The 22,807-nt window shown below is 63.1% G+C and carries 23 protein-coding genes; 9 read left to right on the top strand and 14 right to left on the bottom strand.

What is annotated here, in order from left to right; genetic code table 11:
• Nucleotides 1–22 precede the first annotated feature (22 nt).
• The 5 genes from mreC to ACI3GR_RS13505 are packed head-to-tail and all read left to right on the top strand — an operon-like array spanning nt 23 to nt 5,504.
• Nucleotides 23–940 carry a rod shape-determining protein MreC gene (mreC, locus tag ACI3GR_RS13525; protein WP_407495227.1) on the top strand — a complete coding sequence of 306 codons (918 nt, stop codon included), beginning with the start codon at nt 23–25 and terminating at the stop codon, nt 938–940.
• Complete coding sequence (locus tag ACI3GR_RS13520) at nt 933–1,481, top strand: rod shape-determining protein MreD (RefSeq protein WP_407495226.1); 549 nt, start codon at nt 933–935, stop codon at nt 1,479–1,481. Before mreC ends, ACI3GR_RS13520 begins: the two co-directional genes overlap by 8 nt.
• Complete coding sequence (gene mrdA / locus ACI3GR_RS13515; RefSeq protein ID WP_407495225.1) at nt 1,478–3,421, top strand: penicillin-binding protein 2; 1,944 nt, start codon at nt 1,478–1,480, stop codon at nt 3,419–3,421. Before ACI3GR_RS13520 ends, mrdA begins: the two co-directional genes overlap by 4 nt.
• Nucleotides 3,418–4,557, top strand: a complete 1,140-nt coding sequence (rodA, locus tag ACI3GR_RS13510) for a rod shape-determining protein RodA (protein WP_407495224.1) — start codon at nt 3,418–3,420, stop codon at nt 4,555–4,557. The genes mrdA and rodA overlap by 4 nt, the downstream gene beginning before the upstream one ends.
• Nucleotides 4,558–4,571: 14 nt before the next feature.
• A complete protein-coding gene (locus ACI3GR_RS13505) occupies nt 4,572–5,504 on the top strand; it encodes a 2-hydroxyacid dehydrogenase (RefSeq protein ID WP_407495223.1) in 933 nt (310 codons plus the stop codon).
• A 177-nt stretch (nt 5,505–5,681) separates the two neighbouring features.
• On the opposite strand, the gene ACI3GR_RS13500 is transcribed toward ACI3GR_RS13505, so the two are convergent.
• The 5 genes from ACI3GR_RS13500 to ACI3GR_RS13480 form a co-directional block, all read right to left on the bottom strand.
• A complete protein-coding gene (locus ACI3GR_RS13500) occupies nt 5,682–6,443 on the bottom strand; it encodes an N-acetylmuramoyl-L-alanine amidase (protein ID WP_497204830.1) in 762 nt (253 codons plus the stop codon).
• Between the two features lie 5 nt (nt 6,444–6,448).
• Nucleotides 6,449–7,237, bottom strand: coding sequence for a hypothetical protein (locus ACI3GR_RS13495; protein WP_407495221.1), 789 nt, complete (start codon nt 7,235–7,237; stop codon nt 6,449–6,451).
• Between the two features lie 65 nt (nt 7,238–7,302).
• Entirely contained in the window at nt 7,303–8,790 is a 1,488-nt protein-coding gene (gene gatA, locus ACI3GR_RS13490) for an Asp-tRNA(Asn)/Glu-tRNA(Gln) amidotransferase subunit GatA (protein WP_407495220.1), read from the bottom strand.
• A 5-nt stretch (nt 8,791–8,795) separates the two neighbouring features.
• The gene (gatC, locus tag ACI3GR_RS13485) at nt 8,796–9,083 is read right to left on the bottom strand and encodes an Asp-tRNA(Asn)/Glu-tRNA(Gln) amidotransferase subunit GatC (RefSeq protein WP_407495219.1); all 288 of its coding nucleotides are present in this window, start codon (nt 9,081–9,083) and stop codon (nt 8,796–8,798) included.
• A gap of 35 nt (nt 9,084–9,118) precedes the next feature.
• On the bottom strand, nt 9,119–9,772 hold the full coding sequence (locus ACI3GR_RS13480; protein WP_407495218.1) for a hypothetical protein: 654 nt from the start codon (nt 9,770–9,772) through the stop codon (nt 9,119–9,121).
• A gap of 62 nt (nt 9,773–9,834) precedes the next feature.
• On the opposite strand from ACI3GR_RS13480, the gene ACI3GR_RS13475 reads away from it, so the two are divergent.
• Nucleotides 9,835–10,518 (top strand): metal-dependent hydrolase, encoded by a 684-nt coding sequence (locus tag ACI3GR_RS13475; RefSeq protein ID WP_407495217.1) that lies wholly within the window; start codon nt 9,835–9,837, stop codon nt 10,516–10,518.
• Nucleotides 10,519–10,712: 194 nt separating this feature from the next.
• Here ACI3GR_RS13475 and ACI3GR_RS13470 read toward each other — a convergent pair whose 3' ends face one another.
• The 8 genes from ACI3GR_RS13470 to ACI3GR_RS13435 all read right to left on the bottom strand — a co-directional run bounded on the left by ACI3GR_RS13470 (nt 10,713) and on the right by ACI3GR_RS13435 (nt 19,317).
• Nucleotides 10,713–11,411: a CDP-alcohol phosphatidyltransferase family protein gene (locus ACI3GR_RS13470; RefSeq protein WP_407495216.1), complete on the bottom strand. Its 699-nt coding sequence runs from the start codon at nt 11,409–11,411 to the stop codon at nt 10,713–10,715.
• Between the two features lie 4 nt (nt 11,412–11,415).
• Nucleotides 11,416–13,437 (bottom strand): M3 family metallopeptidase, encoded by a 2,022-nt coding sequence (locus ACI3GR_RS13465; protein ID WP_407495215.1) that lies wholly within the window; start codon nt 13,435–13,437, stop codon nt 11,416–11,418.
• A 23-nt stretch (nt 13,438–13,460) separates the two neighbouring features.
• Nucleotides 13,461–14,546: a HesA/MoeB/ThiF family protein gene (locus tag ACI3GR_RS13460; RefSeq protein WP_407495214.1), complete on the bottom strand. Its 1,086-nt coding sequence runs from the start codon at nt 14,544–14,546 to the stop codon at nt 13,461–13,463.
• Between the two features lie 14 nt (nt 14,547–14,560).
• Entirely contained in the window at nt 14,561–15,022 is a 462-nt protein-coding gene (gene dut, locus ACI3GR_RS13455; RefSeq protein WP_407495213.1) for a dUTP diphosphatase, read from the bottom strand.
• 28 nt (nt 15,023–15,050) lie between these two features.
• Nucleotides 15,051–16,244: a bifunctional phosphopantothenoylcysteine decarboxylase/phosphopantothenate--cysteine ligase CoaBC gene (coaBC, locus tag ACI3GR_RS13450; RefSeq protein WP_407495212.1), complete on the bottom strand. Its 1,194-nt coding sequence runs from the start codon at nt 16,242–16,244 to the stop codon at nt 15,051–15,053.
• A gap of 358 nt (nt 16,245–16,602) precedes the next feature.
• A complete protein-coding gene (locus ACI3GR_RS13445) occupies nt 16,603–17,088 on the bottom strand; it encodes a flavin reductase family protein (protein WP_407495211.1) in 486 nt (161 codons plus the stop codon).
• A complete protein-coding gene (locus tag ACI3GR_RS13440) occupies nt 17,085–17,711 on the bottom strand; it encodes an FAD synthetase (protein ID WP_407495210.1) in 627 nt (208 codons plus the stop codon). Before ACI3GR_RS13440 ends, ACI3GR_RS13445 begins: the two co-directional genes overlap by 4 nt.
• 55 nt (nt 17,712–17,766) lie before the next feature.
• Nucleotides 17,767–19,317 (bottom strand): 4-hydroxyphenylacetate 3-hydroxylase N-terminal domain-containing protein, encoded by a 1,551-nt coding sequence (locus tag ACI3GR_RS13435; RefSeq protein WP_407495208.1) that lies wholly within the window; start codon nt 19,315–19,317, stop codon nt 17,767–17,769.
• Between the two features lie 153 nt (nt 19,318–19,470).
• Here ACI3GR_RS13435 and ACI3GR_RS13430 point away from each other — a divergent pair, with 153 nt between their 5' ends.
• The gene (locus ACI3GR_RS13430; protein ID WP_407495207.1) at nt 19,471–20,205 is read left to right on the top strand and encodes an IclR family transcriptional regulator; all 735 of its coding nucleotides are present in this window, start codon (nt 19,471–19,473) and stop codon (nt 20,203–20,205) included.
• Between the two features lie 425 nt (nt 20,206–20,630).
• Here ACI3GR_RS13430 and ACI3GR_RS13425 read toward each other — a convergent pair whose 3' ends face one another.
• A complete protein-coding gene (locus ACI3GR_RS13425; protein WP_407495205.1) occupies nt 20,631–21,509 on the bottom strand; it encodes an RNA polymerase factor sigma-32 in 879 nt (292 codons plus the stop codon).
• 130 nt (nt 21,510–21,639) lie between these two features.
• Between ACI3GR_RS13425 and cobU the strand changes: the two genes are divergently transcribed.
• Nucleotides 21,640–22,158, top strand: coding sequence for a bifunctional adenosylcobinamide kinase/adenosylcobinamide-phosphate guanylyltransferase (gene cobU, locus ACI3GR_RS13420; protein WP_407495204.1), 519 nt, complete (start codon nt 21,640–21,642; stop codon nt 22,156–22,158).
• Nucleotides 22,155–22,733, top strand: coding sequence for a histidine phosphatase family protein (locus ACI3GR_RS13415; protein WP_407495203.1), 579 nt, complete (start codon nt 22,155–22,157; stop codon nt 22,731–22,733). The genes cobU and ACI3GR_RS13415 overlap by 4 nt, the downstream gene beginning before the upstream one ends.
• Nucleotides 22,734–22,807: the final 74 nt, after the last annotated feature.

Here is a 22,807-nt window from a genome sequence, read left to right as displayed (position 1 = left end):
CCTTCCATCGAAAGGGGCCGCATTGGCAAAGGACCGCAGACAGGAAGAAGACTACTTCACCCCACTCCGCCGTCTACTGACGGGGGTGGTGGTCCTTGTGCTGTTCGCCATCTTCCTTGTCTGGCGCATCGACAGCCCCCGCGTCGAACGCTTCCGCGCGCAGGTGGTCGATCAGGTCGTGCCGTCGTTCGAATGGGCCATGGCCCCCGTCGATGGCGCGCTGAACATCGTCCGCGATTTCCAGAGCTACACCCGCATCCACCAGCAGAACCAAGAACTGCGCCGCGAATTGCAGCAGATGAAGGCCTGGAAAGAAGCTGCCCTTCAGCTGGAACAGGAAAACGCCCGCCTGCTGGATCTGAACAAGGTCCGCCTTGATCCCCGCCTGACCCATGTCACCGGCGTGGTCATGGCCGACAGCGGATCGCCCTTCCGTCAATCCGTGCTGCTGAACGTCGGATCGCGCGACGGAATCGTGGATGGCTGGGCGACGATGGATGGGATCGGGCTTGTAGGCCGCATCTCTGGCGTGGGGTCGAAAACCAGCCGCGTGCTGCTGCTGACCGACACGTCATCTCGCCTGCCCGTGACGATCCAGCCCTCGGGCCAGCGCGCGCTGATCGAAGGCGACAATTCGGCCGCCCCGCCTATCGAATTCCTTGAAGCGCCCGAACAGGTCCGCCCCGGTGACCGCGTGATTTCGTCCGGGGATGGCGGCGTGTTTCCCGCAGGTCTGCTGGTGGGCCGCGTCGCAGAAGACCCCGGTGGCCGGATGCGCGTGCGTCTGGCGGCGGATTTCGAACGGCTGGAATACCTGCGCGTCCTTCGCCAGCTCGGGTCCGAGGCGATCCGCGACCCCGGCACCCTGATCGAACCCGAGATTGACCCCGAAGCCGCCACTGGCGTGAACCTCACCATAGGCGAGGGCACGGATGGCTGAACATGTCGCAATCTCTCCGGCCCGGATATGGGCGATGCGCGGCGTCTACCTGTGTATCTGCCTTGGCATCCTGCTGCTGGAACTGCTGCCCCTTCAGACGGAACCGCGCCAGTTCGCGGGCCCGGAACTGATGCTGCTGCTGACCTTCACCTTCGCCCTGCGTCGGCCTGAATATGTGCCCGCATGGGCCGTGGGCCTGATCATGCTTCTGGGTGATTTCCTTCTGCATCGCCCGCCGGGCCTGATGGCAGGCCTGACGGTCATCGCGGTCGAAGCCCTGCGCGCCCGGTCCGACGGGTTGCGCACCCTGCCCTTCTCTGTCGAATGGCTGACCGCCGCGCTGGCCGCTGCGGGTGTGCTGATCGGGTTCCGCGTCGTTCTGGCGCTGTTCCTGATCCCGCAAGCCCCGCTGGTGCTGGCCGCCAGCCAGCTTGCCGCTACGGCCATCGCCTATCCCATCGTCGTGCTGGGCAGCGCCGCTCTCTTTGGAGTGCGCCGCGTGGCACCGGGCGAAGTTGACCAATTGGGACATCGCATATGAAACGCCCCACCAAGGATAACGCCGCAAGCCAGCGCAAACTGACCCGCCGCGCCCTGATCGTGGGCGGCGCACAGGCGGGGTTCATGGGCCTTCTGGCCCTGCGGATGCGCTATATGCAGGTGGAAGAGGCCGATAAATTCCGCCTTCTGGCCGAAGAAAACCGCGTTAACATCCGCCTGATCCCCCCCGCACGCGGAGAGATCTTTGACCGAAACGGCGTCGCCATCGCGGTCAATCAGCCGTCCTACCGGGTGACCCTGACGCGCGAAGACGCGGGCGACGTAGACGAGGTGCTGAACCGCCTTCAGGCGCTGGTTAAGCTGGACGACGAAGACCTTGAACAAGTCCGGGCTGAATTGAAGCGCACCCAGCCCTTCTTTCCGGTCACGGTCGCCGATCAGGTCGACTGGACCGACGTGACCCGTATCGCCGTCAACGCCCCCGCCCTGCTCGGCGTCACCCCCGAGGTCGGCCTGACCCGCACCTACCCGCGCGGCCCCGATTTCGCGCATGTGGTGGGATATGTCGGCCCCGTATCCGATTATGACTTGTCCAAGATTGATGCCCCCGATCAGCTGCTGCTGATCCCCCGGTTCCAGATCGGTAAGGTCGGACTTGAAGCCAAGCTAGAGGACGACCTGCGCGGCAAGGCTGGGGCCCGACGGGTCGAGGTCAACCACATCGGCCGCGAAATGCGCGAACTGGACCGCCGCAAAAGCGAAGAAGGTCGCGACATGCAGCTGACCATCGACAGCGACCTGCAGAACTACGTGCAGGCACGGATGGATGGCGAAAGCGCGGCAGCCATCGTCATGGATGTGCACAACGGCGACCTGCTGGCCATCGGCTCGGCCCCGACCTTCGATCCCAACCTCTTTGTGCGCGGCATCTCGGTATCCGACTACAAGGCACTGACGGAAAACGAATATCGCCCGCTGGCTGCGAAATCGGTGCAGGGCATCTATCCCCCTGGATCGACCTTCAAGATGGTGGTCGCACTGGCCGCGCTGGATGATGGATTGGTGGGGCCGGAAGACACCTATTACTGCCCCGGCCACCTAGAGGTCTCGGACCGCCGCTTCCACTGCTGGAAAGGCGCAGGCCACGGGCACGTGAACCTAGAGGCATCTCTGCGCGAAAGCTGCGATGTCTATTATTACGAACTCGCGCTGGAACTGGGCATCGAAAAAATCACCGCCATGGCCAACCGTCTGGGTCTGGGCGATCGGATGGATATCCCGATGTCCGCCGTGGCCAGCGGCCTAACCCCCACCAAGGCGTGGAAACGCGAAGCGCGCGGTCAGGAATGGGTGATCGGCGACACGGTGAACTCTGCCATCGGACAGGGTTATGTTCTGGCCTCTCCGCTGCAACTGGCCGTGATGACCGCGCGGATCGCCAGCGGCACCGCGGTCACCCCGCGTCTGGTCAAGAAAATCAACGGCATCGAACAGGCCACAGGCGAAGGCCCGTCGCTGGGGCTGAACGAAAACCACCTGCGTCAGGTGCGCAAGGCCATGTTCGCCGTGTCCAACAACCGACGCGGCACCGCCTATGGCAGCCGCATCATCGCCGAAGACATGCGTATGGCGGGCAAGACCGGCACCTCTCAGGTCCGCAACATCACCGCCAAGGAACGCGCCGCGGGCGTGCGGTCCAACGCCGATCTGCCTTGGAACCGCCGCGACCATGCGCTGTTCGTGGATTTCGCCCCGATGGACAACCCGCGCATCGCCGTGGCGGTCGTGGTGGAACACGGCGGCGGCGGCTCGACCGCGGCGGCACCGATCGCGCGGGACATCACCCTTCAAGCGCTCTACCAAGGTGACCCGCCGCTCGAGGCGTACCCGACCAAGGATCGCAACCGCATCCGCGAACAGCAAAAGCGCCTGCGCGAATACCGCCCCGATCACACCCGTGACGGAAAGACCCGCGCATGAGTTTTCTTGAATATAACGTCAAGACGACCCCGTCGGGCATCCGCAAGGTCCTGTTCCTGAACTGGCCCCTGATCCTGCTGCTGGCCGCGGTGTCGTCCTTTGGCTTTCTGATGCTGTATTCGGTGGCGGGCGGGTCGATGTCCCCATGGGCCGAACCGCAGATCAAACGCTTTATCCTTGGCCTGACCGTGATGTTCATCGTGGCCATGGTGCCGATCTGGCTGTGGCGCAACCTGTCGGTCGTGGCCTACCTTGGGTCGATCGTGCTGTTGCTGGCCGTGGAATTCTTTGGCGCGGTCGGCATGGGCGCGCAGCGCTGGATCGACCTTGGCTTCATGCGCCTGCAACCGTCCGAGCTGACCAAGATCACGCTGATCATGGTCCTTGCCGCCTATTACGACGCCCTGCCCATCAACAAGGTCTCGCGCCCGCTATGGGTGATCCTGCCCGTCCTGCTGATCATGGTCCCCACCTACCTCGTGCTGCGCCAGCCCGACCTTGGCACCGCCCTTTTGCTGATGATCGGTGGCGGCGCGGTGATGTTTCTGGCGGGTGTACACTGGGCCTATTTCGTCGCAGTCCTGACCACCGGGATCGCCACCGTAACGGCCGTGTTCCAATCGCGTGGCACCGAATGGCAGCTGATCAAGGATTATCAGTTCCGCCGCATCGACACCTTCCTTGATCCATCCGCCGATCCGCTTGGCGCGGGCTATCACATCACGCAGGCCAAGATCGCGCTTGGATCGGGCGGCTGGACAGGACGCGGGTTTATGCAGGGCACGCAAAGCCGGCTGAACTTTTTGCCCGAAAAACACACCGACTTTATCTTTACCACGCTGGCCGAGGAATTCGGCTTTATCGGGGCCTTCTCTTTGCTGGCGCTATATGCGCTGATCATCGTCTTTTGCGTGATCTCGGCCCTGACCAACCGCGACCGCTTTGCATCGCTGCTGACGCTTGGGATCGCCACGACCTTCTTCCTGTTCTTCGCCGTGAACATGTCGATGGTCATGGGCCTTGCCCCGGTGGTCGGCGTGCCGCTGCCGCTGGTGTCCTACGGCGGCTCTGCCATGCTGGTGCTGCTGCTGGCCTTTGGTCTGGTGCAAAGCGCCCATATCCATAGGCCCAGATAAACAAGGCCCAACTGATGCCCCTGAACGTCCTTTTCGCCGCGACCGAAGCCCGCTGGAACGACTACCGCGCCCCCCTGACCGACGCGCTGGCCAAGGCCGGGATCGACGCGACGCTGGCCACTGATCTGCCCCCCGAGACGGTTGATTACATCGTCTACGCCCCCAATTCGGACGTGCAGGATTTCACCCCCTTCACCCGCGCCAAGGCGGTTCTGAACCTCTGGGCCGGGGTCGAAGGGATCGCGGACAACCCGACGCTCAAGATCCCGCTGGCCCGGATGGTCGACCCCGCGCTGACCCAAGGCATGGTCGAATGGGTCACCGGCCACGTACTGCGCCACCACCTCGACATCGATTATTTTCTGGCCCGCCAGTCCGGCAGTTGGGAACCGAAAGTGCCGCCCCTTGCCTCTGATCGACCCGTTACAGTGCTGGGTCTGGGCGAATTGGGGGCCGCCTGCGCGCAGGCACTGGCCAGGCTAGGCTTCCCCGTCACCGGCTGGAGTCGGAGCCAGAAATCCATCCCCGGCATCACTTGCCTAAGCGGTCAGGACGGCCTGAAGTCCGCTCTGCAATCCGCTGAAATCCTTGTCCTTCTGCTGCCTCGCACCCCTGCGACAGAAAACACACTGAACGCTGAAACTCTGGCCTTGATGCCCAAGGGCGCGGTGATCGTGAACCCGGGGCGTGGGCCCCTGATCGAAGATGACGCGCTTTTGGCGGCGCTGGACAGTGGTCAGATCGGCCACGCCACGCTGGATGTCTTCCGGGTGGAACCCCTGCCGCAGGATCACCCCTTCTGGGCACATCCGAAGGTCACCGTCACGCCCCATATCGCGTCGGAAACCCGGCCCGCGTCGGCATCAAAAGTGATCGCCGAGAATATCCGGAGGGGAGAGGCCGGAGAGCCGCTGCTCTATCTGGTCGATCGCGGGTTGGGGTACTGACCTAACTGCCCGGTCTCAGCACCTCAGCACCCGAAAGATCTTAGCACCACATTTATTATGTGTCCCGCCCGGCGGCACGCCGGGCAGCGCCCGACCCGCCCCATGGGCGGGCGCTTTTGCGCCCACCCTCGGGCCGGGCGCTGCCCTCTTCAAAGACCTCTGACCTAAAGATTGCGGCTAAAACCTAAACGACCACCCCTCCGGCACACTCTCTCCTTCTTCCCCGAACCGCCGCGCCAGATCCGCGGCCAACGCCGCATCCGCCGCCTCGACCCCGTCATGCGACACCGCCCAAGGCCGGAAGCGCAGGCGAAACGCCCACAGCATTAGCGCCTCGGTATCCTCAGCGCCGTCCGGCACCCGGTACCCGATCTGCGCCAAATCATCGAAAAACGCACCCGTATCCCAATCACCCGACACCTCGGGCCAGACCGACAGCCCCCGCAGCGCCAGCCGACGCCAGTCGAACCGCGGCCCCGGGTCGGCCTTACGATCCGGCGCCATGTCCGAATGCCCGATCACGCGGTCTGGCGGGATCGACCACCGCGACAACACGCCCGCCAGAACGGCCTCTAGCGCTGTCATCTGCGGCTCGGGAAAGGGATGTGCGCCGGTATTCGCCAATTCGATCCCGATGGAATGAGAATTCACGTCCCCCACTTCGCCCCATGCACCGACGCCCGCGTGCCAGGCGCGATCGCCCTCGGCCACCATCTGCCAGACCTCTCCGACCTCGGAAATCAGGTAATGCGCCGACACGGGCGACAGCCCTTCGGGCGGGTCGGTGTCACACAACCGCTCTAACGCCGCGGCGCAGGACACCATGCCGGTGTAATGCAGCACCACCATATCAGGCGGCCCGCCGTGACGGCGCGCGTTGCAATTGGGGGATGGGTGCCAGATGGCGCCCTTGTGGTCTGGCTGCGGCTCCTGCCCCAAAGGGATCAGCCGCCAGCCGCCTTGCGGAAGGGACGCGGATCCCACGAACAGGCAAACCCGTCACCGTCCGGGTCCATGCCCCGGCGATCCCGCTCCGGCCCGCCGGATTGCAGGAACTCCGTCTGTGCCAAATCAGGCGACGGATAGTTGGAACAGACCCGCTGATAGCGGTTTTCGGCCCCCGGCAGATTGGTCCGGCGATAGACCTGCTGCCCGACTCCATGGTTGGTCTGCAACGCAAAGGCCACGATGTTCGGCCCGGTGTCGGTACGCGCGGGCAGCGCTTCGGGCTGGACGACCGTGTAATTGGCCTTGTTCTGTTCGATCAAGGCCGCATCCGCCGCGATGGATCGCTGATCGCCAACCGCCTCGAAATCGTTCTCGTTGGAAATCCCGACCGAATTCACGGCGACTGGCGCGGGGTTCGACGGGCTGGCCTCCAACACGCCCGACTGGGCCGTCGTGCCTGCCCCGGTCGAGGGCGTGTAGTTCGCCGTCGTATTCGCCGAATTCAGAACAGCGCGCGTATCGGCGGCAAGGCTTTCCGCCTCGCTGGCCGGGGCGGCTGTGGTCGACGCGGTCGTGCTGGGCAGCGTTTCGGACGACACCGACGCGGCGGGCGGCAAAGTGGCCGCATTGCCCGCCAACTGCGCCTCGCGCTGACGCTGATACTGGGAATAATTGTCGAACCCGACGCCCGCGCCGCTGTCCGGCACCGCCGGAGAGCACGCCGCCAAAGCGACCATGATCACCCCAGAAAGGCCCAAGGAAATACCGCGTGTTCCACCGATCATCATCGCACCACCGCTCTGCCTGCCGGGGGCCGGACAGCGCCGCCCCCGATCTGATTATGCGGAAACTACCACCATTTCGTGGGCTTGGCCACAAAACCTGCGGCACGTTCCAGCGCATAGGCGGTGTTCAGCAGGTCGGCTTCTTCCCACGGGCGACCGATCAGCTGAAGACCCAGCGGCAGCCCTTGTTTGTCTAGCCCGGTGGGCACCGCGACGCCCGGCAGACCGGCAAGGTTCACGGTGACGGTGAAGACGTCGTTCAAATACATTTGAACCGGGTCCGCATCCTTCATCTCGCCCAGACCAAAGGCCGCCGACGGCGTTGCTGGCGTCAGGATCGCATCGACCCCATCCGCGAAGGCGTCGTCAAAGTCCTTCTTGATCAACGTCCGAACCCGGCGCGCGCGGTTGTAATAGGCATCATAGAAACCAGCCGACAGCACGTAGGTGCCGACCATGACACGACGCTGCACCTCGGCGCCAAAGCCTTCGGCGCGGGTCTTTTCGTACATCTCGGTGATGCCATCGCCTTGGGCCAGCTTGGCCCGGTGGCCAAAGCGCACACCGTCATAGCGGGCAAGGTTCGAAGACGCCTCGGCCGGGGCGATCACGTAATAGGCGGGCAGCGCGTATTTCGTGTGCGGCAGGCTGATATCAACGATCTTCGCGCCCGCATCGCGCAGCATTTCCTTACCGCGCGTCCACAGGTCTTCGATCTCCTGTGGCATACCATCCATATGATATTCCTTGGGAATACCAATGGTCTTGCCTTTGATGTCCCCGGTCAGCGCGGCTTCGAAATCCGGCACAGGCAGATCGATCGAGGTGCTGTCCTTCGCATCATGCGAACACATCGCTTCCAACATGATCGCCGCGTCGCGCACCGTCTTGGTCATCGGCCCCGCCTGATCCAGCGACGACGCAAAAGCCACGACGCCCCAGCGCGAACACCGGCCATAGGTCGGCTTGATCCCGACGGTCCCGGTAAAGGCCGCAGGCTGGCGGATCGACCCGCCGGTATCCGTGCCGGTCGCCGCCAGACACAGGTCCGCCGCCACCGCCGAAGCCGAGCCGCCCGACGACCCGCCCGGCGTCAGCGCCGCATCCGATCCTTCACGCCGCCACGGGTTCACCGCGTTGCCGTAAACGGACGTCTCGTTAGACGATCCCATGGCAAATTCGTCCATGTTCAGCTTGCCCAGCATCACCGCGCCCGCATCCACAAGGTTCTGGGACACGGTCGATTCATACTCGGGCTTGAACCCTTCCAAGATGCCCGACGCGGCCTGAGACGCCACACCCTTGGTGCAGAACAAATCCTTGATGCCCACCGGGATGCCGCACATGTCCGGCGCATCGCCCGCCTTAATCCGCGCATCTGCCGCCGCCGCGCGGTCCCGCGCGATCTCGGGCGTCTTATGCACGAAGGCATTCAGCGCATCGGCGCCATCAATCGCCGTCAGACAGGCCTCGGTCAGCTCGATAGAGGTCACATCGCCCTTGCGCAGCGCATCGCGCGCCTCGGCAATCGTCAGCTTGGTCAACTCGCTCATGTCGGTCACTCCACCACTTTGGGCACGGCAAAGAAGCCTTCGCGCGCATCCGGCGCGTTCTTCAGCACGGCCTCTTGCTGGTTACCATCGGTCACCACATCCTCGCGCCGCTTCAGCTTTTGCGGCGTCACGGACGTCATAGGCTCCACGCCCTCAACATCGACTTCGTTCAGCTGTTCGATAAAGCCAAGGATGTTGTTAAACTCCTGTGCCAGTGCGGGCAGATCGGCCTCTTCGACCTTGATCCGGGCCAGCTTGGCGACCTTTGCGGCGGTGCCTTCGTCGATGGACATGCTTCCCCCTTGGGTGTCTTTGAATCCGGGTCGGTTTAGCGCCCCCTGCCGCCCCCCGCAAGGTGGCGCCGCAACACCTCGGCCATCCAGCCCAGCATTATCGCGTTCAGCACATGCCAAAGGAAATGCGTGCCTATGGGAAAGGCATCGCAGATCGGCTCATCCAATATCCGCATCAACAGCGACACCGTCAGGATCGCGACGCCGATGCCCAGCCCGCGCGCTACCTCTGGCAGCCGCTTTCGCAACAGCACCGCATAGATCGCGATCAACAGCGGCACCGGCATGTAGGCCGCAGACCCGCCAATCCCCGGCACCATGGAAAACAGCGGGATCGTCGCCGCAGCGTAAGGAAAAAACGCCACGGTCCCGCCAGCTGCCCAAGGCACAGACATCCCCCAGTAATATCGGTTCGCGAAATATACATAGGCTAGCACATAGATCACGATCGGCAGCACATCCGCCGCCCCTGTCCAGGGCCGCGCCAGCGTGTGCCACAACCCCGACCCGATCCCGATGGCGATCAGCACGGCCGCCAGCACCTGCACCGGGATCACGCCGCGCCCCCGCATCCAGACCCAAAGGCCCGCAATGACAAAGGCCAGATTGGTCACCGCATTCAGCGGCTCATCCCAGAACCCCAGCCCCACCCGTTCGCAATAGGCGTTAATGACGTTGCTCTGCTCCATTGGCTCTTCCCTTGTCCCGCCCACGCGCTAGGCTCTCTCCCAATGATCTAGGAGGAACCCTTATGAAAATCACCTGGCTTGGCCACTCCGGCTTCAAAATCGACATCGCAGGGCAATGCCTGCTGATCGACCCCTTCCTGTCGGGCAACCCCGTCTTCCCCGACGACCGCCTGTCCGAAGCCTCCGAAGGCGTCACCGCGATCCTGCTGTCCCACGGTCACGGCGACCACGTTGGCGACGCCATCGACATCGCCAAGGCCAACGACCTGCCCATCTACACGATGGTCGAGCTTGCAGGCTGGATCAACGGCAAGGGCGTGGAAAACACGACGGGCTTTAACAAGGGCGGCACCGTGGCCATCGGCGACGTCAAGGTGACGATGGTGAACGCCACCCACAGTTCTTCCACCCCCGACGGCGGCTATGCCGGGTCCGAGGCCGGGTTCATGATCTCGGGCGAAGGCCACACGATCTATTTCTCGGGCGACACCGACGTCATGGCCGACATGAAAATCTTCAACGACCTTCACCAGCCCGACATCGGCATCCTCGCTTCGGGCGGCCACTTCACGATGGACATGCGCCGCGCCGCCTATGCCGCGAAAACCTTCTTTGATTTCAAGACGGTGATCCCCTGCCACTACAAGACCTTCGCGCTGCTGGAACAATCGGCCGAAGAAATGGTCAATACGCTCGACGGCGTGAACGTCATCGAACCAGAGGTGCTCAAAGCCATCGAGTTCTAAGCCAAAAACCGCCTTTCCCCACCACCGGGGAAAGGCGCCCTGCCTCTGCTTCTTCTGGCCCTGCTTCTTCTGGTTACCAAATACCTCGGGGGAATTGGCGCAAAGCGCCAAGGGGGCAGCGCCCCCAACCTAGTGGTCAACAAAAAACCAAGTCGATCATGGCACCGCCCGGCGGACTCGCCGGACAGCGTCAATCAACGCTCCATCACCTGCTGCACCGGACCCGCGCCCAGCAGATACAGGCTCGACACCACCAACCCGGTTTCCACCAGCGGCCAAGCGGCAAAGTTCACCCAAGCCGAGGCCGCGGCGCAGATCACCCACAGCATCGCCATGGGCAGGGTCACCCACCGCCAGCGTTTTGTCCGCACCGGATGCACGAACCGCACCGACAGGAACATCGCCACCGATAGCACCACGATCACCAGCACGGTGATCCACACGGGCGGTGACACGGCGAAAACCACCAGCACCACCATGTTCCAGCATCCCGGAAAGCCTAGGAAAGACTTGTCCGGCGTCTTCATCCAATCCCCCGCGAAATACAGCGCGGAAAAGAACACGATCCCCACCAGCACGGCCCAGTCCAGCCCCATGGGCAAATAGCCCGAAGCGAACAGGGCATAGGCCGGGATGAACACATAGGTCAGGTAATCGATGATCAGGTCCAGCAGCACCCCGTCGATGTTGCTGGCGTTGCGGCCCACGTCGTATCGCCGCGCCAAGGGCCCGTCGATCCCGTCGACCACCAGCGCCGCGACCAGCCACAGGTACATGACCGCCCAGTCGCCCGCGACGGCGGCGATCATCGCCAGCATGGCAAAGACCGCGCCGCTGGCGGTCAACAGATGCACCCCGTAGGCGCGTTTTATCGGTGCTCCTCCCTCAGACATCCGATCAGGCCGCCAGCCCGCGGCCCTTCAGCAGCGCCTCGACCCCCGGCAACCGTCCGCGGAACCGCTCGTACAGCTCTGCCGCCTCGACCGATCCGCCCTTGGACAGGATGTTCTCTTCCAGCGACTTGGCGGTCGTCTCATCAAACGCCCCGCCCGCCTCTTCAAAGGCGGCAAAGGCGTCCGCATCCATCACCTCGGACCACATGTAGCTGTAATAGCCCGAGGAATAGCCGTCGCCTGAAAACACATGCGCAAACTGCGGCGTCGCATGGCGCATCGGGATCGCGCTTGGCATCCCCATCGCCTCCAGCACCTCGGCCTGTTTCGCCATCGGATCGGACGGCGCCGCACCATCGTGGAACTCCAGATCCACAAGGGCCGAGGCCACGTATTCCACCGTCTGGAACCCCATGTCGAAGTTCGCAGCGCCCAGAACCTTGTCCAGCATCTCGCGCGGCATCGGCTGGCCCGTGTCCACATGCACGGCATATTTCTCAAGCACCTCAGGCACTTCCAGCCAGTGCTCATACAACTGCGATGGCAGCTCAACGAAATCGCGCGCAACCGATGTGCCCGACACGCCTTCCCAACGCACATCCGACAGCATCTGGTGCAACGCATGACCAAACTCGTGGAACAACGTCCGCGCATCGTCATAAGACAAAAGCGCCGTCCGACCCTTCGGCGGTTTGGCAAAGTTGCACACGTTTACGACAACAGGAGCCTGTTCGCGCGGCCGCACGGCCTGAGACCGGATGGCAGAACACCACGCGCCCGACCGCTTGGTCCCCCGCGCGAAGTAATCGCCAAGGAGTACGGCCACATGTTCACCGTTCCGCGACACTTCCCACATGCGGACGTCAGGGTGATAGGAGGGCGCGTCGATCGGGAAAAAGTCCAGACCGAACAACCGGTTGGCGCAGTAAAACGCGGCCTCGATCATCTTGTCCAACTGGAAATACGGCTTCAACGCTGCCTCATCCAGATCATGCTCGGCCTTGCGCCGCTTCTCTGCGTAATAGCGCCAGTCCCAGCCCTCGATATCCCCGTTCACGCCATCTTCAGCCGCCATGGCCGACAACACATCCTGATCCGCCAGCGCCTGCGCCTTCGCGGGCTCCCAGACATCCATCAGCAACTGGCGCACGGCCTCGGGCTCGCCCGCCATTTCGGTCTCCAGCTTGAATGCTGCGAAGTTCTCGTACCCCAGCAGCTTCGCGCGCTCTTCCCGCAGCGCCAGAATCTCGGCCGCAATCGCCCGGTTGTCCGTCTCACCGCCAAACGCGCCCCGCGACGTCCAAGCCTTCCACGCCTTTTCCCGCAATTCCCGACGCGCAGAGAATTGCAGAAACGGAACAATCAACGACCGTGACAGCGTGATCACCGGCCCATCCTTGCCCTTTTCTTCCCCTGCGGACCGCGCGGCATCCACAAGGAAATCCGGCAGCCCTTCAAGGTCCGCCTCAGTCAAATCCATCGACCAGTCACTCTCGTCCTTCAGCAGGTTCTGCGTAAATTCCGTCCCCAGAACCGCCAGCCGCTCCTTGATCTCTTTCATCCGATCCGCCTGCGCCCCCGTCAACGCAGCACCCGACCGCACGTAACCGCGATGCACCAGAAACAGCTGCCGCGCATCCTGCTCGTCCAGCCCCAACTCTTCCCGCTTGTCCCACACCTTTTTAATGCGGCGATACAGCGCCTCATTGCCGGAAATATCCGCGAAATGCTTGGCCAGCTTCGGCGAAAAGTCCCGCTGCAGCTCCTGCCGCCGCGGCGTCGCATCCGCCCCCGACAGCGCGAAAAACGCCGACAACACCTTGCCCAACGCCTCTCCCGACGCCTCCAGCGCCGCCACCGTGTTTTCGAAATCCGGGGTGGAGGAATCCGCGACAATCGCCGCGATTTCAGCGTTATGAAGCGTCAGCGCGGTTTCCAGCGCGGGCGCGAAATCCTCGTCGTCGATCTTGTGAAAGGGCGGAAGCTCGAAGGGCGTGTCCCAGGGGGCCAGCAGCGGATTGTTCATGACAGATCTCCTTTGCAGGAAACCTAGGCCTTGGCCGCGTCCTCCGCCAGCCCTGCACCGCCACAAACCGGGCAATCTGCCCGCGGTTTCACGCGAATTTTCCGCGTCTCGCCCCAAAGCGCGTCATAGATCAGCATCTCGCCCCGCAGCGCCGCGCCTGCCCCGGTGATCACCTTCACCGCCTCGATGGCCATGATCGACCCGACCACGCCCGGCAGCGGCCCGATCACCCCGGCCTCTGCACAGGACGGCGCCAGACCCGGCGCGGGCGCCTGCGGAAACACGCATTGATAACAGGGCGCGCCGTTGGCCGGATCGAACACCGACACCTGCCCCTCCCATTGCGTCAAAGCGCCCGAGATCAGGGGCTTACCCGCCAAAACGCAGGCAGAATTCACCGCATAGCGCGTGTCGAAATTATCCGTCCCGTCCAGCACCAGATCATAGCCCGCCACCAGATCGCGCACCGCATCGCCTTCCAGCCGCCGGTTATAGGTCTTCACCTCAATAAACGGGTTGATTGCGATCATCCGGTCCGCCGCCGATTGCACCTTGGGCCGCCCGATGTCCTGATCGCCATGGATCACCTGCCGCTGCAGGTTGGTGCTATCGACAGTGTCGTCATCCACGACACCGATCTCTCCGACCCCCGCCGCTGCCAGATACATCAGCGCGGGCGATCCCAGCCCCCCGGCCCCCACCACCAGCACACGCGCCTGCTTCAGCTTCAGCTGCCCCGGCCCGCCGACCTCTCGCAGAATGATGTGGCGCGCATAGCGGCGCAGCTCGGCCTCCCGGAACGGGCCCTGATCCGCCGACTCACCCGACTCAGCCGCCAGCGACGCACCCCGCGCCAGCGCACCCTTACGCAATCGTTGCAGCACCGTACGGTACAAAACCACGATCAAACCAGCCCCGCCCAGCATCAGCCATGGGGCCGCCGATCCCCCCGTCGCAGCCCTTATTCCATTGCCGTCTGGCAGCACCAGATGGGCCAGGACAACGACCGCCCACAAAAAAAGTATCGCCCAGCCACGCAACACCCTCGGGACCTGGGTTATACTGCCCACCCCCCACAGAAAGGCTGCGATAATGAAAACCAATAGCATCAGCCCCTCCCGTACTAACTGGTCCCGGTCGAGCCAAATCCGCCCGTTCCCCGGTCTGTTGCGTCTAAATCCGCGACAACCTCAAACGACGCCTGAACCACAGGCGCCACGACCAGCTGCGCAATCCGCTCCCCATGGGTCACCACGAAAGGCTGATCCCCAAGGTTCACAAGGATCACCCCAAGCTCTCCGCGATAGTCGCTGTCAATCGTCCCCGGCGCATTCGCAACCGTCACCCCATGCTTCAGCGCCAACCCGGACCGAGGCCGCACCTGCACCTCGAACCCGTCAGGTATCGCCATGCGCAGCCCCGTCGGGATCAACGCCCGCGCCCCGGGCGCCAGCTCAACCGACGCAGCCTCGGGCAAATTCGCCCGCACATCCGCACCCGCAGCCCCTGCCGTCGCAAAAGTGGGCAGCGCGATCTGCCGATCCGCTGCTTCCGTCCAAGCGACTGAAATCCCAACAGGCTTCATCTTTCCCCAAATACTCCCGCCGGAGGCGTCACAACAGCGCCGCTGCGATCCGCTCGGCCAGCTTGTCTGCCACGGCCTGCTTGCCCATCCGCGGCCAGACGTCCGCGCCGCCCTCGGTGATGACGACCACGGCGTTTTCCGTCCCGCCCATGATGCCCGTCGCAGGCGACACGTCATTGGCCACGATCCAGTCACAGCCCTTGCGCTCGCGCTTGGCCGTGGCGTTGCCCACCACGTCATCCGTTTCCGCCGCAAAGCCCACGACCAATCCGGGCCGACCGTCGGACATCTGCGACACCCGTGCCAGAATGTCGGGGTTCTCTTCGAACTCCAACACGGGCAGCGCGCCCTTCACCTTCTTGATTTTAGACGTGGATTCCGACTTCACCCGCCAATCCGCCACAGCCGCCGCCATCACGGCCGCATCCGCAGGCAGCGCAGCCTCGACCGCCTCCAGCATCTCTCGCGCCGATTGCACCGCCACCACCTCGACCCCGTCGGGCGGGGCCACATCCGCAGGCCCGGTGACAAACACCACCTCGGCCCCCAGCGCGGCCAAGGCCCGCGCAATGGCCGTACCCTGCGCCCCCGAGGAACGGTTGGCGATATACCGCACCGGATCAATGGGTTCGTGCGTAGGCCCCGAGGTCACGACGACCCGCTTCCCCTTCAGCGGCCCATCCGCCAGCTTGGCCTCAATCGCCGCGACGATCTCCATCGGTTCGGCCATGCGTCCGGGGCCAAATTCCCCACAGGCCATATCGCCTTCGTTCGGGCCGACAAAGGCAATCCCGTCCCCCTTCAACAACGCCACGTTGCGCTGCACTGACGGATGCTCCCACATCCGCACGTTCATCGCGGGCGCCATCAGCACGTCGGTATCCGTCGCCATCAACAGGGTCGAGGCCAGATCATTCGCCAGCCCGCCCGCGACCTTACCGATCAAATCCGCCGTCGCCGGGGCCACCACCACCAAATCCGCCACACGGGACAGCTGGATATGGCCCATCTCGGCCTCGGTCCCCAGATCGAACAGGTCGGTATGCACCTTTTCGCCCGCCAAGGCCGACACCGACATGGGCGTCACGAATTCCGACGCCGAGCCGGTCATCACAGGCACCACCGACGCCCCGCGTTCGCGCAACCGCCGGATCAGGTCCAGCGATTTATACGCCGCGATCCCGCCGCTGATGATTAGCAATATGCTCTTGCCTGACAGCATCTTAACACCCCTTCAGGTCCACCCGCAGACCCTAGGACGCACACGCATCCAAGACAAGCCAAAGGGGCGCGCCCCACGGCCCACCCCTTTTCAGCTTGATCAAAATATCCCGGGGTCGGGGGGCCTGACCCATGCGTTGGGTAACGGAAATTTAAGCCCATCCACAGTTCCTTCAGGCACTGCCCCTCAAACCCGCTTGTTACGGCAGGGAGTGCGCCGGTCGTTGGCCAGCGCGCACTTAAGCGGCGCGGATGCAGTAAAGAGAGCACGTTATCCCCGCTTGGGCGCAGGGGGCGGTTTGCCATCCGATCGCAGAAGCCAATGGCATTCGATGCCCGTTACGTCTGAGGTTTCGCCGTCAAGCCACGGCGCCAAAACGTCCGCCGTAGAACAGCAGCGGTTGCGCGTCGTCAGACAATTCCATGTGGCGGACCCGGCCGATGAACAGGACGTGGTCGCCCGCCTCAACCTCCTGCGTGACATCAGCGACGAAAACCGCCGAGGCGCCCGGCACCACCGGCACACCCTGCAGATGGGCAAAGGGCTGGGTGACCGTCGGATCGGCGCGTCCAGCGAAATGGCGCGCCAGCGGCTCCATTCCCGAGGTCAGAATACTGACGGCATAGCGCCGCGCCTCGCGCACCTTGCCCAGCATTCGCGCCTTCCGATCAAGCGAGATCGAAATCAGCGGCGGATCCAGCGAAATGGACATGAAGGCGTTGGCCGTCATGCCGTGATCGCCGTCCTCGGTGACCGTAGAGATCACCGTGACTCCGGTGGCAAAGCGTCCGCAGGCGTCACGCAACGCGCGCGGGTCGATGGCAGGCAGGGCACGGGGTGTCATGACAAAGCTTCTTTCGTGTGTGGAAAGGGTCTGAGATCAAGGAGCAGCCTCCGTGCGGCAAATGCCTGGCCCGTGTCGAAATCGCCTTGCAGCGCTTGCGCCTCGACGTCGCGACCGTCCGCGCGCAGTGCGCGGATGCGGGTAGAGGAAACGGGTTCACCCGCCTCGCACAGGATGGGCGTTGCGATACGGACGTTGAAGCGGGTCGCCAGCAGGTCGGTATCGCCGGACTGGCCGACGCCAAAACGGAAGTCGCCGCCGACATGGATCGTCAAAGGGCTGACGCGGGCGAGGTCCGCCATGAAGGCCCTTGCATCGCGGGCGGCATAAACCTGATCAAACCGGGCCACGACAATACAGTCCACGCCCAGCCTTGCGATGCGGGCCAGCTTTTCGTCCAGCGGACACAGCTGGGCCGCCCGTCCGAACATGACCTTCGGCGGCGGATCGAAGGTCCATACAACGGCAGGCACGCCGCGTTCGCGGGCCTCGATGACGGCGGCGCGGATCAGGGCTTGGTGGCCACGATGCACCCCGTCAAAGGCCCCGATGGCCAGAACGGAGTTGGGCAAGCGCGCGGCGCGATCCGGCAGGATGCGGGTTTTCGGAGTATCGAAATCCATGGTCTTGACCTTGAGGGGATAAGCGGCCCGCCTCAGACGGGCCGCGTCGATGGGTTTATTGGAAGCCGTCTTTCAGACGGTTCACATCCCACGGGTTGATCATGTCCGCGGCGGTCCAGCCGTCCAGCCCGTATTCGGACATGTATTCTTCAACGAGGTTGTGCATCATCTCCATCTCGCCAGTGGCCTGAGCGGTCAGCATCGTCTCGATCCGGATGTTTTCGTAATTGCCGCCGTAGTTGCTTTCATACAGCTCATGCCGCCCGCCGAATTCGGACCCAAGCGCGTCCCACAACAGCTTGAGCAGCTTGACCCGGTCGATCGCAACCATGCCATTCGAGCCGCGCACAAAGCGGTCGATATAGGGCCGCACCTCGTCCGAACCAAAGTCCATCGCCGAAGACGGCAGGTAGATCAGGCCAGAGGCGACGTGACGCTCGATCAGTTCCTTGATGCGGCTATAGGCCATGGGCGCGAAGACCCGGTAAGCGAGGCCGTAGTTGATGTTCGGCAGCACGTAGCCCTCGGTGCCGTCCCACGGAAGCGGGGATTTCACCATCGCATCCGACAGCCCCCAGAACAGATTGCGCCAGGCGACCACTTCGCCCACGGCCGTCTGCGGCCCGCGGAACACGCCCGATCCAGTCGCTTCCAGCGCCTTGGAGAACAGACCCGAGATGAAGTCGAGCTTGACCGCGAGGCGCGTGACGCCGTGCAGGGTGAAACGCGGGATAAAGCCCGAGGCCGGGAAGAAGGCGTTAATCTTTTCGACATCGCCGTAGACAAAGATGTTCTCCCACGGCACCAGCACCTTGTCGAAAACAAGGATGGCGTCGTTTTCGTCCAGACGTGACGACAGCGGATAGTCGAAGGGCGTGCCCATGACGGCCGCGTTCAGTTCGTAGGACGCGCGAGAGATCAGCTTGACCCCTTCTGCATCCATCGGAGCGGTGAAGATCAGGGCGAACTTCTTCTCTTTGATCGGAATGCCGTAATGCGCGATGAAGTTGTAATGCGTCAGCGCCGATCCGGTCGCCACGACCTTGGCCCCCGAAACGATCAGGCCCGCGTCAGTTTCCTTTTCGACCTGCATGTACACATTGCCGGTCTCCTCGATCGGCAGGTGGCGGTCGATCGGCGGGTTGACGATGGCGTGGTTCCAGTAGTCCAGCCGCTCCTGCGTCCGGGCGTACCACATCTTGGCGTTCTCGGCGTATTCGCCGTAAAAGCCGCTGTTGGCGCCAAGCGTGCCCAAGAATGCGGCCTTGTAGTCCGGCGACCGCCCCATCCAGCCATTCGCGACGCGCTGTGCATCGGCGATGGCGTCACGGCTGGCGACCATGTCCTCGGTCGAGGTTGGCCCCTTGAAGAAGGGATGCGTCCAGCCGCCATTGCCGGTGTCGGTCGGGCGGCCGAAGGTGTCTTTGCCTGCGTGCACGCGATCGTACCAGCGCGCCACCATCCGGGCCGAGTTGCGGAACGCCGGGTGTTTGGTGACGTCCTTCACGCGTTCGCCGTGGACATAGACGCAGCGTCCGTCCTGCAAACTGTCTAGGAATTCGGCACCGGTGTAGGGCGCAGTGCCCTGCGTTGTGTTGTCTTTCATGATGTCCTCCCGTTTGCCGGCGCTCTCCATTGCGTCCGGGCTGGGGACATCAAATGCGGCTTTCGGATATACCTAAAGGTATCGAACAATACCGTTACTTTTGCCGGAATTACCGGAAGCTGGGTCTGAGAAAATATTCAAAAGGAGGTATTCATGGGGACAATCCGGAAAGTCGGCGATGTCTTGCGGCTTTTTTCCGAACGCGAACCGGAACTGGGCCTGTCGGACATCGCGCGCCGCATGAACATGTCGACCAGCGGCACCCATGACGTCTTGGACGAACTGCGCAAGATCGGCATGCTAACCCGGGTCGCGCGGGGACGTTACCGGCTGGGACCGTTCATCGCCTCACTTTACCGCGTGCTTGTCGACACCTCTGCTCTGGTCGCTACAGCCCGCCCGACGCTGGAAAGGCTGGTTGAGGATTACGGCGAAACGGTTCATTTGACGGTTTTCGACCGGACGCAGGTGATCGTGGCGGATGCGGTCGAAGGTCGGCACATGCTGCGCGTGTCCCGCGCGATCCTAGAGGGTGACCTTGCACCACATGAAAGCCCTGTCGGAATGCTGCATCTCGCGGCGGCGGGAAAGACACGTCAGGAAGCAAGTTTCGCTGCGGTGCGCGCACACCGGACACCGCTTCTGCCGCCGCAACGGCTGGCGGAATACCTAGAGGAGCTTGCTCGAGAAGGGGTTGCCGTCGGTCCGGTTGAGACCGAACGCGACGTTATCTGTGTCGCCGCGCAGGTGCGCAACCACGCCGACATGCCCTATGCCGTGCTTAGCCTCGCCATCCCGCGCAGCCGACATGACGCACAGTCGCGGGCCTTTCGAACGGTGGTCATGACCGCCGCCGAGGGGATCAGCCAACAGTTGAGCCGGTCGTGATCGGGGCGACGACTGGACCCTGCATATGCTGCGGTGATTGCAGCCTACCGGGCGGGTCAATCGTGTTTCCAAAGTTTCAGGGCGCTTTGCTTAAAATCCGTGGAAGCGCGATCCTGGCCTTTATCGACCGCACTCATCCTGCCGAAACAGCGTCGTGCCGGTTTCAGAGGTCGCCCGCAATCCCTTGGACGACCGGAAAAACGGCCTGTCACAACCCATGACCTAGGTGTGCGGCCTGATCGGCATCCTGCTCAATTTCTGCGACGAGGGCGATGCATCATTGCGCGTCGGGATGCCACTTATGCTGAACGATGGCCGACGACGTCGGATACGGCGACGATCCAAACACAGCGGACAAAGCCTTTTCCGCACGCGTCAAACTGCTGTCGCCGCTCCAAATGTCGGGGGCAGAGCCCCAGCCAGTCTTAGTGCAGCAGCGCCGCAACCTCGATACCCTGACCTTCCAGATGCTTTCGCATCTTCTTGAAGGCCGCAGCTTCCAACTGGCGCACACGTTCCTTGGACAGGCCCAGCTCGTCGCCAAGGCTTTCCAACGTGCGCGGTGCGTCGCGCAGTTTGCGTTCCTTGACAATCAGCGTCTCACGTTCGTTCAACGCGGCCATCGCTTGGGCCAGCCAGCCGCGCAGCAATTCGCGGTCATGCTGTTCCTCGACCGTCTCAGCGGCCTGCGCACCATCGTCTTCGATCGTGTCGATCCACTCGCGGCCCTCTTCATCCACCGACTGGGTCGCGTTCAACGAGAAATCGGAGCCGGACAACCGTCCATCCATCATCTCTACGTCCCGCAGCGGAACGCCCACTTCGGTCGCGATCAGTTGCAGCAACTGGTGCTTGTCCAGCGTCTGGCCCTGCGCCGCCGCTTCACGCTCCAGCTGGGCCTGAACGCGGCGCATGTTGAAGAACAATGCTTTCTGAGAAGAGGTGGAGCCGGTCCGCACCATCGACCAGTTCCGCATCACGTAATCCTGAATGGACGCCTTGATCCACCAAACGGCGTAGGTCGAAAACCGCACGCCCCGGTCCGGGTCGAACTTTTCGGCCGCCTTCATCAGGCCAACGCCCGCTTCTTGGATCAGGTCGTTCATCGGGGCGCCATAGCGCCGGTACTTTGAGGCCATGGAGATCGCCAATCGCATGTAGGCGGTCACCAAACGGTGCAAAGACTGTTCACATTGATTGTCCCGCCAAGCGTATGCCAGTTCCAGTTCGGTTTCGGCATCCAGCAGTTCAGCTTTCATCGCGCGGCGCGACAAGGACGTGTCGGAATTGGTGGTCAGTGCCATGGCCCCCCCGGGTCATTTGCGGGATCGCCCAGTGCTCTTTGTAGCAAAGCCTCGGCGACCCTATTGATTTCTTGTCTCACTGACTTAAACGCACCACATCGCCATTTGGTTCACTGGAAAGATAGATTAATTGCAGACACCGCTGACCCTGATCCTTGGTGGCGCCGCCAGCGGCAAATCGGCTTTCGCGGAAAAAACCGTTCTGGCCCAAGGCGGTACGCCCGTCTACATCGCCACGGCGCAGGCCTGGGACGACGAAATGCGCGCCAAGATTCAGGCCCATGTCACAGCCCGCGGCCCCCACTGGACAACGATCGAAGCGCCCTTTGATCTGGCCGAAGCGATCGAAAAGGCAGGCTCTGCCCCCATCCTGATCGACTGTCTGACGCTGTGGTTAACCAACCTGATCTTGGCCGAGAAAGACGTGCAGGCAGAAACCGACACCCTGATCGCCGCGCTGTCGGACAGCCCCGCGCCGATCACCATGGTCACCAACGAAGTGGGTCAGGGCATCGTTCCCGACAATGCCCTGTCGCGCCAATTCCGCGAGGCGCAAGGCCGCCTGAACATTCGCATGGCAGCACAGGCGACGCGTGTGGCGCAGGTCATCGTGGGCCTGCCCAACGTTCTGAAAGGGTCTTTTGAATGACGACGTTCCACATGGTCCGGCACGGTCCGACGCATGAGAAAAACTTTGTCGGCTGGCGCGATGTACCCGCCGACCTGTCCGACACCGCGGCGATCGAACGACTGCATAACGGCCTGCCCTCTGACGCGCTGCTGATCTCTTCTGACCTAAGCCGCGCGATCCAGACCGCCGACGCCATCAGCGCAGGCCGCACCCGCCTGCCCCATGATCCGGGCCTGCGCGAATTTGATTTCGGCGATTGGGACGGCAAGCATTTTTCCGACGCGGCCGAAACACACCCCGAACTGTCGCGCGCCTTTTGGGAATCGCCCGGAGACCTCGCCGCACCCAATGGCGAAAGCTGGAATGGCGTTGCAACCCGCGTCGCCGCGGTGCTGGACCGCCTGCATGATCAGCATAAGGGCGCAGATATCGTGGTGGTCGGGCATTTCGGCATGATCCTGACCCAGCTGGGCCTTGCCAAAGGCGAAACGCCGACGCAAAGCTTGGGGCAGAAGATCGACAACCTGTCGGTCACGACGATTCAGCGACACACCGCTGGCTGGAACGTCCACCTCATTAATCACAATCATTGATATATTTTCGCACAATTATTCGCTGTGTGAATGATGAGTGCCGCAGTATGTCTAGATTACCCATACTGCGGAGC

Origin of the sequence: Pseudooceanicola aestuariicola (genome assembly GCF_045763785.1) — a bacterium.
Taxonomy (GTDB): Bacteria; Pseudomonadota; Alphaproteobacteria; order Rhodobacterales; family Rhodobacteraceae; genus Pseudooceanicola.
This window is presented reverse-complemented; position numbering and strand designations above follow the sequence as displayed.

Excerpts from the sequence above, each read along its gene's own strand:
- ACI3GR_RS13440 (WP_407495210.1), bottom strand. The coding sequence starts at position 17,711 with ATGGATTTCGATACTCCGAAAACCCGCATCCTGCCGGATCGCGCCGCG.
- rodA (WP_407495224.1), top strand. The coding sequence starts at position 3,418 with ATGAGTTTTCTTGAATATAACGTCAAGACGACCCCGTCGGGCATCCGC.
- ACI3GR_RS13460 (WP_407495214.1), bottom strand. The coding sequence starts at position 14,546 with ATGCTATTGGTTTTCATTATCGCAGCCTTTCTGTGGGGGGTGGGCAGT.
- ACI3GR_RS13430 (WP_407495207.1), top strand. The coding sequence starts at position 19,471 with ATGGGGACAATCCGGAAAGTCGGCGATGTCTTGCGGCTTTTTTCCGAA.
- ACI3GR_RS13415 (WP_407495203.1), top strand. The coding sequence starts at position 22,155 with ATGACGACGTTCCACATGGTCCGGCACGGTCCGACGCATGAGAAAAAC.
- ACI3GR_RS13445 (WP_407495211.1), bottom strand. The coding sequence starts at position 17,088 with ATGACACCCCGTGCCCTGCCTGCCATCGACCCGCGCGCGTTGCGTGAC.
- ACI3GR_RS13475 (WP_407495217.1), top strand. The coding sequence starts at position 9,835 with ATGAAAATCACCTGGCTTGGCCACTCCGGCTTCAAAATCGACATCGCA.
- ACI3GR_RS13505 (WP_407495223.1), top strand. The coding sequence starts at position 4,572 with ATGCCCCTGAACGTCCTTTTCGCCGCGACCGAAGCCCGCTGGAACGAC.
- ACI3GR_RS13435 (WP_407495208.1), bottom strand. The coding sequence starts at position 19,317 with ATGAAAGACAACACAACGCAGGGCACTGCGCCCTACACCGGTGCCGAA.
- gatA (WP_407495220.1), bottom strand. The coding sequence starts at position 8,790 with ATGAGCGAGTTGACCAAGCTGACGATTGCCGAGGCGCGCGATGCGCTG.
- ACI3GR_RS13480 (WP_407495218.1), bottom strand. The coding sequence starts at position 9,772 with ATGGAGCAGAGCAACGTCATTAACGCCTATTGCGAACGGGTGGGGCTG.
- ACI3GR_RS13520 (WP_407495226.1), top strand. The coding sequence starts at position 933 with ATGGCTGAACATGTCGCAATCTCTCCGGCCCGGATATGGGCGATGCGC.
- ACI3GR_RS13495 (WP_407495221.1), bottom strand. The coding sequence starts at position 7,237 with ATGATCGGTGGAACACGCGGTATTTCCTTGGGCCTTTCTGGGGTGATC.
- dut (WP_407495213.1), bottom strand. The coding sequence starts at position 15,022 with ATGAAGCCTGTTGGGATTTCAGTCGCTTGGACGGAAGCAGCGGATCGG.
- gatC (WP_407495219.1), bottom strand. The coding sequence starts at position 9,083 with ATGTCCATCGACGAAGGCACCGCCGCAAAGGTCGCCAAGCTGGCCCGG.
- ACI3GR_RS13470 (WP_407495216.1), bottom strand. The coding sequence starts at position 11,411 with ATGTCTGAGGGAGGAGCACCGATAAAACGCGCCTACGGGGTGCATCTG.
- mrdA (WP_407495225.1), top strand. The coding sequence starts at position 1,478 with ATGAAACGCCCCACCAAGGATAACGCCGCAAGCCAGCGCAAACTGACC.
- ACI3GR_RS13465 (WP_407495215.1), bottom strand. The coding sequence starts at position 13,437 with ATGAACAATCCGCTGCTGGCCCCCTGGGACACGCCCTTCGAGCTTCCG.
- coaBC (WP_407495212.1), bottom strand. The coding sequence starts at position 16,244 with ATGCTGTCAGGCAAGAGCATATTGCTAATCATCAGCGGCGGGATCGCG.
- ACI3GR_RS13425 (WP_407495205.1), bottom strand. The coding sequence starts at position 21,509 with ATGGCACTGACCACCAATTCCGACACGTCCTTGTCGCGCCGCGCGATG.